This is a genomic window from Exiguobacterium sp., from assembly GCF_020832205.1.
Taxonomy (GTDB): Bacteria; Bacillota; Bacilli; order Exiguobacteriales; family Exiguobacteriaceae; genus Exiguobacterium.
On the sequence record NZ_JAFIFD010000040.1, the window covers coordinates 16,501 to 30,827 of the forward strand.

The 14,327-nt window shown below is 53.3% G+C and carries 12 protein-coding genes; 1 reads left to right on the top strand and 11 read right to left on the bottom strand.

The features are described from left to right. Positions 1 to 13 precede the first annotated feature (13 nt). The 6 genes from deoC to JJU47_RS10155 form a co-directional block, all read right to left on the bottom strand. Complete coding sequence (deoC, locus tag JJU47_RS10130; protein WP_228618914.1) at positions 14 to 679, bottom strand: deoxyribose-phosphate aldolase; 666 nt, start codon at positions 677 to 679, stop codon at positions 14 to 16. A 90-nt stretch (positions 680 to 769) separates the two neighbouring features. Next, positions 770 to 1,657: an EamA family transporter RarD gene (rarD, locus tag JJU47_RS10135; RefSeq protein ID WP_228618916.1), complete on the bottom strand. Its 888-nt coding sequence runs from the start codon at positions 1,655 to 1,657 to the stop codon at positions 770 to 772. A gap of 121 nt (positions 1,658 to 1,778) precedes the next feature. Beyond that, the gene (locus tag JJU47_RS10140; RefSeq protein WP_228618919.1) at positions 1,779 to 2,936 is read right to left on the bottom strand and encodes a bifunctional cystathionine gamma-lyase/homocysteine desulfhydrase; all 1,158 of its coding nucleotides are present in this window, start codon (positions 2,934 to 2,936) and stop codon (positions 1,779 to 1,781) included. Next, positions 2,902 to 3,840, bottom strand: coding sequence for a PLP-dependent cysteine synthase family protein (locus JJU47_RS10145; RefSeq protein ID WP_228618921.1), 939 nt, complete (start codon positions 3,838 to 3,840; stop codon positions 2,902 to 2,904). Before JJU47_RS10145 ends, JJU47_RS10140 begins: the two co-directional genes overlap by 35 nt. Next, a complete protein-coding gene (locus tag JJU47_RS10150; RefSeq protein ID WP_214760959.1) occupies positions 3,841 to 4,308 on the bottom strand; it encodes an S-ribosylhomocysteine lyase in 468 nt (155 codons plus the stop codon). Further along, positions 4,305 to 4,949 carry a class I SAM-dependent methyltransferase gene (locus JJU47_RS10155; protein ID WP_228618924.1) on the bottom strand — a complete coding sequence of 215 codons (645 nt, stop codon included), beginning with the start codon at positions 4,947 to 4,949 and terminating at the stop codon, positions 4,305 to 4,307. Before JJU47_RS10155 ends, JJU47_RS10150 begins: the two co-directional genes overlap by 4 nt. 319 nt (positions 4,950 to 5,268) lie before the next feature. Here JJU47_RS10155 and JJU47_RS10160 point away from each other — a divergent pair, with 319 nt between their 5' ends. Next, on the top strand, positions 5,269 to 8,931 hold the full coding sequence (locus JJU47_RS10160; protein ID WP_228618926.1) for a S8 family serine peptidase: 3,663 nt from the start codon (positions 5,269 to 5,271) through the stop codon (positions 8,929 to 8,931). Between the two features lie 43 nt (positions 8,932 to 8,974). Here the strand turns inward: JJU47_RS10160 and JJU47_RS10165 are convergent, their stop codons facing one another. From JJU47_RS10165 to grpE, 5 genes are all read right to left on the bottom strand, one after another. Beyond that, positions 8,975 to 9,721: an RsmE family RNA methyltransferase gene (locus JJU47_RS10165; protein ID WP_228618928.1), complete on the bottom strand. Its 747-nt coding sequence runs from the start codon at positions 9,719 to 9,721 to the stop codon at positions 8,975 to 8,977. 3 nt (positions 9,722 to 9,724) lie between these two features. Then, a complete protein-coding gene (gene prmA / locus JJU47_RS10170; RefSeq protein WP_228618931.1) occupies positions 9,725 to 10,663 on the bottom strand; it encodes a 50S ribosomal protein L11 methyltransferase in 939 nt (312 codons plus the stop codon). 17 nt (positions 10,664 to 10,680) lie between these two features. Continuing rightward, the gene (dnaJ, locus tag JJU47_RS10175; RefSeq protein ID WP_228618934.1) at positions 10,681 to 11,784 is read right to left on the bottom strand and encodes a molecular chaperone DnaJ; all 1,104 of its coding nucleotides are present in this window, start codon (positions 11,782 to 11,784) and stop codon (positions 10,681 to 10,683) included. 106 nt (positions 11,785 to 11,890) lie between these two features. Further along, complete coding sequence (gene dnaK / locus JJU47_RS10180; protein WP_228618936.1) at positions 11,891 to 13,714, bottom strand: molecular chaperone DnaK; 1,824 nt, start codon at positions 13,712 to 13,714, stop codon at positions 11,891 to 11,893. Between the two features lie 29 nt (positions 13,715 to 13,743). Next, positions 13,744 to 14,322, bottom strand: a complete 579-nt coding sequence (gene grpE / locus JJU47_RS10185) for a nucleotide exchange factor GrpE (protein ID WP_228618939.1) — start codon at positions 14,320 to 14,322, stop codon at positions 13,744 to 13,746. Positions 14,323 to 14,327: the final 5 nt, after the last annotated feature.

The window sequence follows — 14,327 nt, forward strand, 5'->3', positions numbered from 1 at the left end:
CAACCACTAGTTATTAATAGTCGCTGTCTGAACGACCGCCAGTGACGATGGCGATTCCAGCCGAAGCGCCGATGCGTGTCGCGCCGGCATCGATCATCGCTTTCGCCCCTTCAAAGTCACGGACACCGCCCGAAGCTTTCACACCGACATCCGGTCCGACCGTCTCACGCATGAGTCGAATGTCTTCAACCGTCGCGCCGCCCGTCGAGAAGCCTGTTGACGTCTTCACGAAGTCCGCGCCTGCTTTGACAGACAATTCAGCAGCTTTTTTAATTTCTTCTTTCGTAAGGAGGCACGTCTCAAAGATTACTTTGACGAGAGTACCGTTCGCCGCCTCGACTACCGCACGAATGTCGCGTTCGACAAGATCAAAGTCGCCGTCTTTCATCGCACCGATGTTGATGACCATATCGACTTCGTCCGCCCCTTTAGCGATCGCGTCTTTCGTTTCAAACGCCTTCACTTCTGGCGTGTTGGCTCCGAGCGGGAATCCGATGACCGTACAAACTTTCACTTCGTCATCTGACTTGAGCTGTTCAGCCGCGTAAGCCACCCATGTCGGATTGACACAGACGCTTGCGAACTTGTATTCGAGCGCCTCTGCACAAAGTTTCGTGATTTGGTCTTTCGTTGTCTCCGCCTTCAAGGCTGTGTGGTCGATATAACGTGATAATTCCATCGTTAAATTCCTCCTTCGATCATTTAGTCTGACATATAGGTCTGACATCTAACATATTATCATGTTTCTGTCTTCTGTAACAGCTTTCATTTATACGAGTTGGCGCCGTTTTCTCGTCTGGACCCAACTGTTCCAACTGAAGAAAAAGATGGCGACCCATATACAAGTGAACGCAAAGATGTGATATGCCGTAAACGGTTCATGATATAAGATGACGCCGATGGCGAGACTGAGCGTCGGGGCGATAAATTGCAAGAATCCGACGAGCGTGAACGGGATGTGCTGGGCCCCGTAACCGAACAACAGGAGCGGCAACGCGGTCATGACTCCCGTCCCGAGAAGAGCGAGCCAAATGACAGGTGACGTCGTCAACGTGAGTGTCTCGCGCGACGCTTCAAACCCGAGGAACACGATCGCGACTGGGACGACGGCGAGCGTCTCGATCCCGAGGCTGACCGTCGAAGCGAGCGGACGCCGTTTCTTCACCATCCCGTAAAAGCCGAACGTGCTCGCCAGGATGAAGGCGATCCACGGGAACGACCCGTACCCGAACGTCAAGACGAGAACCCCGACCGTGGCCACGCCCACGGCGAGCCATTGGACCCGGTTTAATGATTCCCGAAATACGAGCACCCCTAACACCATGCTGACGAGCGGATTGATGTAATAGCCGAGTGACGCCTCGATGATATAACCGTTGTTGACGGCCCATATGTAAACGAACCAGTTCGCACTTACGATGAACCCGTTCAACATGAACGCATTTCGCGTCGCCCGATGCCTGAGCGCATAATTGAATTCCGTCCATTGTTTCGTCCATTTCAGCACGAGCAAGATGAAGAGAAACGACCAGACGATCCGGTGCGCGAGAATTTGACTGCTCGGGATCTCTTGTAGAAACTTCCAATAAATCGGTAGAATCCCCCACATGACGTAGGCGCCGACTGTGGTCATGATTCCTTTATTCAATCCATTCACCTGCCCTCTCGATCAATTAACGTCAGTTTAGTCGATGCGAATGGGACATTCAAGCGATTTCTTTTCCTCTTTAGACGACAAAAGAGATGCGCATCCAGCACATCTCTTTTCAAGCTTCTCTTCAGTTCGAAACTGTCTCGACAGACGCGAGCGCCTGTTCTAAATCTTCAATCAAATCGTTGACATCCTCAAGCCCGACCGAGATACGGACGAGTCCGTCCGTGATTCCGAGCTCTTGGCGACGTTCCGCAGGGATGGAAGCGTGTGTCATCCGTGCCGGTACACTGATCAAACTCTCGACCGCTCCGAGACTTTCAGCGAGCGTGAAGTAGTGCGTCTTCGCGACGATGAGCTCTGCCGCTTCAGCGGAACCGACATCGAACGCGATCATGCCACCGAAGCCGCGTGCTTGTGACGTGTGGACACGTTTCGCCTCAGCACTAGCGATGCTCGGGTGTAACACGCGCCCGACCGCCTCATGTTTTGTCAAGAAATCGACGAGCGCGAGCGCGTTCGATTCGATTTCTTCCATCCGGACGGCGAGCGTCTTGATCCCGCGGACGACTAAGAAGCTGTCCTGTGGCCCAAGAACGGCACCGACCGAGTTTTGAAGGAACGCCAAGTCTTCACCGAGTTGTTCGGTGCGCGAGACGACGAGACCAGCGACGACGTCACTATGACCGCCTAAATATTTCGTCGCGCTATGAAGCACGTAGTCCGCTCCGAACTCGATCGGATTTTGGAAGTACGGGGTCATGAACGTGTTGTCGACGACGAACAACGTCCCAGCTTCATCCGCGATTTGGCGCATCTGCTTCAAATCGGTGACGTTTAAGAGCGGGTTCGTCGGCGTCTCGACGTAAATCATTTTCGTGTTCGGTTTGACGGCTTCGCGGACCGCTGCTTCATCGGCCGTATCGACAAAAGATGCCTCCAGGCCAAGTGATTGAAATACTCGATTGAATACACGATACGTTCCTCCATATACGTCAGAACCGACGATGACGTGGTCCCCAGATTTTAAGAGCATCAAAATCGTCGACACGGCCGCCATTCCAGAGGCGAACGCGAATCCGCGTGCCCCTCCTTCGATGTCCGCGATCAGCGTCTCGAGCGCTGTGCGTGTCGGGTTGGCGGTACGTGAATACTCATACCCTTCCCGCAGATTCCCGATCCCGTCTTGTTTGTACGTGCTCGTTTGATAGATGGCTGGTGTGACGGCCCCTGTGAGTGGGTCGGTCGTTTTACCGCCGTGAATGAGCGCTGTTTTTGTACGCATGTTCTGCCTCCTCGACTATCCCTTGACTTAAATATCGTTCCACACTATCCGGCAAAACCGTGACGATCACGCCGTCTGACATTTGACTGGCTTCTTTGACGCATGCCGCGATGGCAGCGCCCGAGGAACTTCCGATGAGCAGTCCTTCTCGCTTGGCCAAATGGGCAACGTAATAAAACGCTTCTTCATCTGTGATCGTATAAATCCCGTCGACGTACGTTTCATCTAAAAACACGGGCCACGATTCCACGCCGATGCCTTCAGTTTTATGAGGACCCGGAGCGCCTCCATTTAAAATCGATCCTTCCGGCTCGACGACGATCGTCTTCGTACCGGTAGGTCGGAGTGTTTTCGCCACCCCGGTGAACGTCCCACCCGATCCGGCCCCTGCGATAAAGACGTCAATGTTCGGGACGTCCGCAAGCAGTTCGGCGGCGAGCGTCTCGACGTACGCGTCCGGGTTATCCGGGTTTGAAAACTGTTCCGGCAAGTAAGCGTCATGCTCACGTGCCAGTTCTTTCGCTCGTTCGATCGCACCTTTCATCCCGAGTGCTGTCGGCGTGTTGACGACCGTCGCCCCGAGTAGGCGCATGAGCGCCTGTTTTTCTTGACTGAACTTTTCAGGGGTGACCGTCATCAAGTTAATCCCGAACTTCTGGCATGCGAGCGCGAGTCCGATCCCCGTATTCCCGGCGGTCGGTTCGACGACCGTCCCGCCGCGTTTGAGTTGACCCCGCTCGATGGCGCGCTCAATCAATTGCAGGCCGAGCCGATCTTTGACGCTCCCGCCCGGGTTTCGCATTTCCATCTTCCCGTATACTTTGACACCTTCCGGGATAGGTAACGTCGTCAACTCGATGAGCGGGGTATGTCCGACCAACTCATACACATCCCGGACAATCATTTACGCCTCGTCCTTGAAGATGATGTGCCACTCGTCACGCTTCGCGAGCATATCGGCCGCGAGCTTCTTCGCGCCCTCGAAATCGTGATGGTTCGCACTTCCGCATTGAATCGGGTTTTGCGCCGGTAATTCCGTCGCGTTCGCCGCGTCACGGAGTGTCTTTTCGACGAGGTCGAGCATCGCTTCATAATCCCCATCGTTGAGCATCGTCCAATAGAAGCCTGTCTGGCAACCCATCGGTGATACATCAATAATTTGGTTCGAGTGGCTGCGGCTGTTTTCAGCAATCAAATGCTCGAGCGAGTGGACGGCGCGCATCGGCATGAGTCCTTCGTTCGGTTGAATGAAGCGGATATCATACTTATAGATCGTGTCGGCCGTTCCTTTCTTCACTCCGGCTAAACGGACGTAAGGCGCTTGTACTTTTGTGTGGTCTAAATTAAAGCTTTCGACTTTATAACTTTTCATGATTGAGTTCCTCCTGTTTGTTTCGTGGCCACGACGAGCCATACAAATTTGTTTTTCTGTTCCATTTGCACAGCGTATCCGTTGTCTTCTAAAATCGACCGAATCGTGTCCGTGTATGGGTAATACTCGCGATTTAAATCTTCTACCAAGTCAATGAAACCATGTTCCGTTGCCCAATCGATAATTTCCGTCCGTGCCTCGACAGATGCGAACATCGTATCGAGCAAGACGAAACGCGGTGAATCGAGATGCTCTACATAGCTCTCAATCGCTTGTCGTTTCTCGGCGTCTGTCAAATGGTGAAACGCGTAGGACGATACAATCGAATCAACACGTTGTTCAGTCGGATAATTCAAGAAGTCACCCGTCCCCACTTCAATCCCGAGTTTTTGGACCGCTACCTCGCGCATCTCATCAGAAGGCTCGATGGCAATCAACTCGTGCTGTTTTAAAATACGGGCACTTAAATTGCCGGTCCCGACACCAAACTCCATGACGCGTCCTTCTAACTGCTCAACGACCTCGTCAAGCATCGTGTCATATCCGGCGAACACTTCTTTATATTGTTCGTCGTGCCCATTCACCGTCTCATCGTATTGCGACGCCCATTCTTTGAAGATTTCCATGAACTGAAGTCCCATCGATTCACCTCATTCTCGTTTATTCCGACTATTTTGATATGTTTTATATGAATTCTATACACCGACAATACCAACTTTCTAAAAAAATCTCAAGTGAATTGTTTGCGAACGCGGTGGATTTTTAGTTTTATCGACCCGAAATGAAAAAAGACCTACCTCATCAAAAGAGAAGTAGGACAAAAGTAATTGTCAGAATTTTTTAATTTGTTCAAATTCATTACCCTATCGTTTAAAAAAATAGGGGATTTATCATCGTTATTCCGCTATGATTTTCCACAAATGGATTAAATCTTTTAAAAATTGATTGGAGGACATCACTTTGCCACAACCTAAGTTTTATGTAAACGTATCTCTCGCGACGTGTCTCGCGTTGACGCCAGGTCTACTCGGACTCGGCGCTGAACCTGTACTCGCGAAACCATCGGTCACGGCGAACGTCGCTGTCGCTGACAAGCAAGAAAAAGTACGCGTCGTCGTCGAATTCGCGGGTGCTCCTGCCATCGAACAGGCGAAACAGAAAGGGAAGAAGTTCAACGCCCTCACGAAAACTGAAAAAGACCGGGCTCACGGTCTCGTCAAAGCGGAACAAAAGAAAGCGAAACAAGCGATTTCCAAACAAGGCGTGACCGCTGACCCGATCGAAGAGTTCACGACGGTATTCAACGGATTCAGTACGTTCATGACGACGTCAGACATTCAAAAAATCGAGGCGTTGCCTGAAGTCGCTGCCGTCCACCTCGTTAACGAATATGAGCGTCCGGAAGTGAAGCCTGACATGGTGACGAGCAACGGCATGGTTCAGTCCCAACAAACATGGGGCGACTACGGATATACGGGTGAAGGAACGGTTGTCGCCGTCATCGACACCGGTGTCGACGCCGACCACCGCGACTTCCAATTGAGCGACCGCTCAAAAGCCGAGCTGTCTGAATCTGAAGTAACGTCCGCCGTGAACGACTTCGGCATGGCAGGTGCCTACATAAACGACAAAGTCCCTTACGCCTACAACTATTATGACGAAAACGATGATATCCGTGACGATTCGCCCGGCGCATCGATGCACGGGATGCACGTGTCCGGTACGGTCGCCGCGAACGGAGACGAAGCGGCCGGCGGCTTGAAAGGTGTGGCGCCGGAAGCACAAGTGCTCGGACTCAAAGTGTTCAGTAACGACCCGAACTACGCGTCGACGTACGGAGATATTTACATTAAAGCGATCGATGACGCCATCAAACTTGGCGCCGACGTCATCAACATGAGCCTCGGCTCGACGGCAGGATTCGTCAGTGCGGATTCGCCAGAACAGCAAGCCGTCCAGCGCGCAGTCGACAATGGTGTGTTCATGTCGATCTCGGCAGGGAACTCGGCCTACTTCGGGAACGGCTACGACTTGCCGTACGCCAACAACCCGGACACGGGCGTCGTCGGGGCACCGAGTGTCAGCTCCGCCTCCACATCGGTCGCTTCTCTCGAGAACGACCAAATCCAACTCGACGCCTTCTCGGTCCGTTCAGGCGAGAAGACCGAAAAGATCGGTTGGAAGAAGCAAGACGGTCCTGCGTTTTCAAACGGCGAATACGACGTCGTCTACGTCGGCGACGGTCAGCCGAGCGGATACGAAGGAAAAGACGTCAAAGGAAAGATCGTCTTCGCCGTTCGCGACGGCGGCTACTTCTACTCGAATATCCAACAGACGGCCGAAGCACAAGGCGCGGCCGGTGTCATCGTGCGAGGCGCGGTCGGTCATGGTGATTACGTCAGCATGGCGCTCGCCAATCCGAAAATCCCGATGGCCTCACTCAGCATTAAAGACGGCAACGAGTTACGCGACCGTCTCGTCGCTGGAGAAGAGATGCGGATCGGCTTCAGTGGAGACCGCATCAGCGTCGCCAACCGGGCCGCTGGCGCTTTGTCGAACTTCACGTCATGGGGCGTGACGCCAAACCTTGACTTCAAACCTGAAATCTCGGCTCCGGGCGGTCAAATCTTCTCGACGCTAAACGATAACCAGTACGGCTTGATGAGCGGGACATCTATGGCAGCCCCTCACGTCGCAGGCGGAGCTGCCCTCGTCCTCCAACGTGTCGATGAGCAGTTCAATCTCGACGGAGTCGACCGTGTCACGATGGCGAAAAACTTGTTGATTAACACGTCAAAAGCCGTGACCGACATCGGTCCTTACAACCAACAGTTGAAGCAAAACATTCCATACACGCCACGTCGCGGCGGAGCCGGCTTGATGCAGCTCCATGCCGCTGTCTCGACACCGGCCGTCGCCTATGAGAAAGCGTCGAAAGAAGCGAAAGTCGCATTGAAAGAGTTGAACCGCAGTAAAGCGACGTTCACGCTTGTCGTCGAGAACTTGTCGAACGAAGCCGTCTCATACGACGTCTCGTCGTCACTCCAGACCGACCTTGCCATCGAGCGCACACCAGGTGTCGTTCAAAATGCGATGGAGGCCCAGCCGCTCCATAACGCAAAAGTGACCGTCAATGGAAAAGAGGTCAATGTCGTCCAACTGAAGGCTGGACAGAAAAAAGAAATTAAAGTTGCAGTTGATGTTTCAAAAGCACAAGTGCTGAATCCAAAAACGTTGAGCGGGCTCGTGACAGCAAAAGACGTGTTTGAGAACGGCTATTTCGTCGACGGATTCATCCGTTTGACCGACTCTAAAGGATCAGAAGGCAACCCGGACCTCGTCGTTCCATTCGTCGGCTTCGAAGGCGACTGGGGCAAGGCACCGATCTTCGATGCATCGGTTTATGAGTCTGGATCGTTCTATGAGACGGCAGGAATGGTGGATCAGACCGGTAATTACCTTGGAGTCAACCTCGATAATTCATTGAACTTCGATGCAATCGCCTTCTCTCCAGATGGTGATGGAGTGAAAGATGCGGCCACACCGGTGTTCTCGTTGCTCCGAAACGCCAAAGATGTCAAATATCGCATCGTCGATGAGACGGGCAACGTGGTCCGCACGCTCCGCCAAGACGATGAGTTACGGAAAAACTACTTCGACGGCGGACGCAATACTCCGTACTACTATTCAGCCGCCTACAAGTGGGACGGTCAGTTGAACGGGAAACCAGCACCAGCCGGAAAGTATTTCTATGAGATCGAAGCAAGCATCGATTACATGAAAAAAGAAGCGCAAACGCTCCGCTTCCCTGTCAAAGTCGACTATACAGACCCGACGTTCACAGCGAAATGGCTCCAGGACAGCCTGGCCGTCCAAGCAAAAGATGACTTCGCCGGAGTACGTTCCGTCGAGTATCTCGTCAACGGCAAGGCAGTCGCCACGTCAATGAACGCTTCAGCGTCGCATACGTTCGCCTCACTTAGCGAAACGGACAACGTCAGCGTGCGCGTCACCGACCACGCCGGCAACAGTACGACGAAAGCGGTCGCTTATTCGACAGACGCCGACAAGCCGGGTGTCTTCTTGACAGCACCGCTCGCATTATCACCGTATGCGACATCGGTCATCCCGATTTCAGGATCAATCCAAGACGCATCGGCCATCCAATCGTTCCAAGTCGACGGTGTCGAGGTCCCGCTCACGTTCAATGAAGCGACGAAGCGCTACGACTTCAATACGACACGTTCGTTCCAGGACGGTGTCCATAAGCTTCGCTTCGTGGCAGAGGACGCGGCTGGCAACGTCGCCAACTTCCAACGGACGATCTTCGTCGATGCGACACCGGCGACGATCTCATTCGGGAAGCTCCCGAAAAAAATCAATAAAAATCAAGACACGGTCCGGTTAGACGTGACCGTGAAAGACAACTTCGACGAAGTGAAGCTTCTCGTCAACGGTGACTTAAAATTTAGTCAAACGTTGAAAGCCCCATACGAGATGCGTCCGTTCTCACGGACAGAGACAGTCACCCTCCCGGTGAAGTCGGGTGAAAACACGTTCACGTTCGAGGCCGTCGACCTCGCGGGCAACGTCACGAAAGAGACGATCACACTCGTCAAATAAACATCACAAAAACAGCTCTTGCCATTCGTGGCAAGAGCTGTTTTTACGTCAATTCAAGGGCATAGGAAATGGCAGCCAATGCGTAGAGCGGCGCCGTCTCCGATCGCAAAATCCGAGGGCCGAACGCGCACGGCACGCCGCCTCGTTCAACCCAACCGTCGATTTCATCTTGATCGAAGCCGCCTTCCGGTCCGACAATCAAGAGCAGACGAGCACCTGGGGCGAGTGATGCGATCACGTTTGCTAGCGCTGACTGCTCCCCAGACTTCGCCGTCTCTTCATAGGCAAGCACGATCGCGTCGTACTGCTCGAACCCGTGCGCCAACTCGCGTGACGACACATACTGGCACGTCGGGACGACGGCACGATACGACTGTTCGGCCGCTTCTTGCATGATTTTTTGCAACCGCTCAACTTTCTTCGGTGCTTTTTTAGCGTCCCACTTCGCGACCGACCGTTTCGACTCAAACACCAACAAGTGATGCAACCCGAGCTCGGTCGCTTTTTGAGCGACAAGCTCGACTTTATCCCCTTTTGGCAAGGCGTAGGCGAGAGTCACATCAATCGGGAGCTCGGTCGTCGCTTCGCGCTTTTGCAACACTTTGGCCGTCCCCGTTTTTTTATCGAGCGTCAGTACTTCAGACTCGTACTCAACACCCGTCCCATCCAATAAGACCATCCGATAACCCGGACCTTCCCGCAACACCGTCCCGATATGATGGACGACGTCTGGCGGCAGTTCGACCGTGTCTATGTTAAACGCTTCACGTTGTAAAAAGTATCGTTGCATCGCTCACCCTTTCTTGGCGATGATCGCGACCCAGTCTTCCATGACCCGTGTCTCTTCGATCACAAACCCGGCCGCTTTCAACGCCTCGGTCACTTCCGCCCGTTTTTGTCCGATGATGCCGGATGTAATGAAATAGCCGCCTTGTTTGACCCGCGCGTATGCGTCGTCGGTGAAGAGCATGATGACGTCGGCCAGAATATTGGCGACGACCAAGTCATACTCACCGGTCATCCCTTTCAACAAATCGCCGGTGTTGACGTTGACGACATCACCGACGCCGTTCGTCTCGACGTTTTGCCGCGCCGACTCGACCGCGACGGCATCCAAATCGAGCGCCTCGACGTGTTCAGCCCCGAGCTTCGCCGCCGCGATGGCGAGAACACCCGATCCTGTGCCGACATCGATCAATCGATCGCCCGGATTGATATAGTTCTCGATCGCTTGGATGCACAACATCGTCGTCGGGTGTGTTCCCGTGCCGAACGCCATCCCTGGGTCGAGTAAAATCACGTTCTCTTCCGGTTGTGGCACGTAATCTTCCCATAGCGGGACGATTGTGAGTTGCTGCGAGATTTTCACCGGTTTGTAGTACTGTTTCCACGAATGGGCCCAGTCCTCCTCGTCCATCTCGGAGACCGTCACTTCTCCGGTACCGACGTCGAGCACGTCCCGGAGACGGTCGACTTCTTTTTTAAAGGCGGCAAGCGTGTCTTGGAAATCACTCGACGCCGGGACGTACGCTTTCACGTAGACACCGGACGTCGGGTACGATTCGCGTCCGGAAACGTCCCAAATCTCTCCGAAATGGTCTTCGGCCATCATCTGGTCGTAGTCTTCCACGTCCTCGATGACGACCCCTTGTGCCCCCACTTCATGTAATAAGTTTGATACGGCTTCGACTGCCTGTTGTGTCGTGTGGACACAAATTTCAGACCATTTCATCGTTGTACACGCTCCTTTTAGTGACTAAAAAACTTTTTCATCTTTTGGAACAGACCATGTTGTTCTTCGACACCCGCTTCTCCGCTGATTTCTTCGAATTCGCGCAGCAATTCTTTTTGACGATCGGTCATGTTCGTCGGTGTCATGATGACGATCGTGACGTATTGGTCCCCGTGACCACCGCCACGAACGCTCGGCATCCCTTTGCCGCGCAACCGGAATTTTGATCCGGTCTGTGTGCCGGCCGGAACTTTCAAGCTGACTTTGCCATGAACGGTCGGAACTTCGATTTCAGCACCGAGGGCCGCTTGGGTGAACGTGACGGGCATCTCCATGGCGATATGTTGGTCGACCCGTTCAAAGATCTCGTGACCGCGGACACGGACGACGACGTACAAATCTCCTGCTGGTCCGCCGTTGAAACCGGGGCCACCTTTTCCAGACATCCGAATTTGTTGGCCGTTATCAATCCCGGCTGGAATTTTCACTTCTACGCGTTGTGTTTTCTTCACATGGCCAGAGCCGTGGCACGTCGGACATTTCTCTTTGATCGTCTTCCCTGTGCCATGACATTGGCTACATGGGCGTTGATTGACCATCCGTCCGAGAATCGTGTTTTGTTCGACCGTCTCAACGCCACTACCGCCACAACGTCCACACGTTTCAGGTTTCGTACCTGGCTTGGCGCCGCTACCCATGCACGTGTCACATTCGACTTCGATTTCGAGTTCAATCGTCTCCGTCTTCCCAGTGACGCTCTCCATAAAGTCGAGGTCGACCACGTACTGATAGTCTTCGCCACGGCGCGGTGCGTTCGGGTCTTGACGACGTCCGCCTCCGCCGAAGAACATATCAAAGATGTCACCGAAACCGCCTTGGAAGTCACCGCCGCCGAACTGGCTTGCCCCTTCAAAGCCGAAGCGGTCGTATTGGGCCCGCTTTTGTTCGTCCGACAACACTTCATACGCCTCGCCGATCTCTTTAAACTTATCGGCCGCATCGGCCTCTTGGTTGATGTCCGGGTGATATTCACGTGCGAGCTTTCGATACGCCCGCTTAATGTCTTGCGCCGAGGCCGACTTATCCAGGCCAAGCACTTCATAATAATCTCGTTTCGCCACGTCACTCTCTCCTATTCTTGTCCATAAAGTTCGATTTTACCGATTCTACCTTAACATAGAAAGAGCCAAAGCAGAAACCTGCTTTGGCGCCCTCCTATCGGTTTTATTATTTACGGTCGTCGAGGTCTTCAAACTCGGCGTCAACGACATTGTCGTCTTTCGCTTCCGTTTGGGCCTCCGCACCTTCAGCACCTTGCTCTTCAGCCATTTTTGCATACACTTTTTGTGTCAACTCTTGAACGACTGTCGCCAATTCGTCTTTTGCCGAACGAATGGCTTCCATGTCTGTTCCTTCAAGCGCTGATTTCGCTTTTTCTTTCGCTGCTTCGGCTTTGTCTTTATCCGCTGCGTCGACTTGCTCGCCAAGGTCTTTGATCGCCTTGTCCGTCGCGAAGACGAGTTGGTCCGTCTCGTTGCGGAGTTCAGCTTCTTCTTTGCGCTGTTTGTCGGCTTCGGCGTTCGCTTCAGCTTCTTTTACCATGCGCTCGATTTCAGACTCGTCGATACCTGAAGACGACTGGATCGTGATCGACTGCTCTTTGTTCGTACCGAGATCTTTCGCCGATACGTGAACGATTCCGTTCGCATCGATGTCGAACTTGACTTCGATTTGCGGGACGCCGCGTTGTGCCGGCGGGATGTCCGTCAACTGGAAGCGACCGAGCGTCTTGTTGTCTGGCGCCATCGGACGTTCCCCTTGGAGGACGTGGATGTCTACGGCCGGTTGATTGTCCGCTGCCGTCGAGAAGACTTGTGACTTCGACGTCGGGATCGTCGTGTTACGGTCGATCAACTTCGTCATGACGCCGCCCATCGTCTCGATACCGAGTGAGAGCGGTGTGACATCGAGAAGGACGACGTCTTTCACGTCACCGGCAAGGACACCACCTTGAATCGCTGCACCGAGGGCAACGACTTCATCCGGGTTAACGCCTTTGAACGGCTCTTTCTTCGTGAAGTCGTGAATCGCTTTTTGGACCGCCGGAATACGTGTCGAACCACCGACGAGGATGATCTTGTCGAGGTCAGACGGCGTGAGACCTGAGTCTTTCAACGCGCGGCGTGTCGGCTCCATCGTGCGCTCGACGAGGTCGGCTGTCAATTCATCGAATTTCGCACGCGTGAGCGTCGTTTCAAGGTGAAGCGGACCCGCAGCTCCAGCCGTGATGAACGGGAGGCTGATGTGGGCGCTCGTCACGCCTGAGAGGTCTTTCTTCGCTTTCTCAGCTGCATCTTTCAAACGTTGAAGCGCCATCTTGTCTTGGGCGAGGTCGATGCCGTTCTCTTTTTTGAACTCTTGAACGAGGTAGTCGATGACTTTTTGGTCGAAGTCATCCCCACCGAGACGGTTGTCACCGGCTGTCGCGACAACTTCAAAGACGCCATCTCCGAGTTCGAGGATTGAGACGTCGAACGTACCGCCGCCAAGGTCATAGATCAAGATCGTGTGGTCTTCGCCTTTATCGAGACCGTATGCGAGTGCGGCCGCTGTCGGCTCGTTGATGATGCGTTTGACCTCGAGACCGGCGATTTTCCCGGCATCTTTCGTCGCTTGACGCTCGGCATCGTTGAAGTAGGCAGGAACAGTGATGACTGCTTCTGTCACTGACTCGCCGAGGTAGTCTTCCGCGTCTTTTTTAAGCTTTTGCAAAATGATGGCTGAAATCTCTTGCGGCGTGAATTTCTTGCCGTCGACTTCTACCGTATGTGACGTACCCATGTGACGCTTGATTGATTGGATCGTGTTCGGGTTCGTGATCGCTTGACGTTTCGCGACTTCCCCGACTTGACGCTCTTCCCCTTTGAATGCGACGACAGAAGGAGTCGTACGGTTCCCTTCCGCGTTCGAGATGACGACCGCTTCGCCACCTTCCATGACTGCTACGCATGAGTTTGTTGTCCCTAAGTCAATTCCGATAATTTTACCCATTGTCGATTCCTCCATCTAGTTAAGTAATGTTATTCTGCGACTTTTACCATGCTCGGACGAATGACGCGTCCGTGCATCGTGTAACCTTTTTGAAGTTCCATCGTCACGATTCCTGACTCGAACTCATCGCTCGGCTCTTGCATGACCGCTTGGTGGAAGTTCGGGTCAAACGGTTGGCCGACCGCTTCGATCGCTTCGACGTTCTCGCCGTTCAACACGTCGAGCAATTGCCGATGGATCATATCGACACCTGCCTGGATTTGTTTGGCATCGTCTGAATTCGCTTCGACTTGCATCGCGCGCTCGAAGTTATCGATCAGTGGAATCAATTTTTCGACGACCGTTTGCGAGGCGAACTTGACGCGTTTCGCGTTCTCTTCGTTCGTCCGGCGGCGGAAGTTGTCAAAATCGGCGCGAATGCGCAGTTCACTCGCTTTGAGCGCTTCGATTTCTTTTTGTAAATCCGTCCCCTCAGAACTTTCTTCCACATTCTGAGCATTTGAAACCTCGTCTGATTCGACGTCTGTCGTCGGTTCTTGCTTCGGTTCGAAATCTTTCTCTTCGAGCACTTCGTCCTTGTCTGGACCGTTTTGGTTGTCTGCTGTCATGTTGA

Excerpts from the sequence above, each read along its gene's own strand:
- deoC (WP_228618914.1), bottom strand. The coding sequence starts at position 679 with ATGGAATTATCACGTTATATCGACCACACAGCCTTGAAGGCGGAGACA.
- JJU47_RS10140 (WP_228618919.1), bottom strand. The coding sequence starts at position 2,936 with ATGCGTACAAAAACAGCGCTCATTCACGGCGGTAAAACGACCGACCCA.
- JJU47_RS10145 (WP_228618921.1), bottom strand. The coding sequence starts at position 3,840 with ATGATTGTCCGGGATGTGTATGAGTTGGTCGGACATACCCCGCTCATC.
- JJU47_RS10150 (WP_214760959.1), bottom strand. The coding sequence starts at position 4,308 with ATGAAAAGTTATAAAGTCGAAAGCTTTAATTTAGACCACACAAAAGTA.
- JJU47_RS10155 (WP_228618924.1), bottom strand. The coding sequence starts at position 4,949 with ATGGGACTTCAGTTCATGGAAATCTTCAAAGAATGGGCGTCGCAATAC.
- JJU47_RS10165 (WP_228618928.1), bottom strand. The coding sequence starts at position 9,721 with ATGCAACGATACTTTTTACAACGTGAAGCGTTTAACATAGACACGGTC.
- prmA (WP_228618931.1), bottom strand. The coding sequence starts at position 10,663 with ATGAAATGGTCTGAAATTTGTGTCCACACGACACAACAGGCAGTCGAA.
- dnaK (WP_228618936.1), bottom strand. The coding sequence starts at position 13,714 with ATGGGTAAAATTATCGGAATTGACTTAGGGACAACAAACTCATGCGTA.
- grpE (WP_228618939.1), bottom strand. The coding sequence starts at position 14,322 with ATGACAGCAGACAACCAAAACGGTCCAGACAAGGACGAAGTGCTCGAA.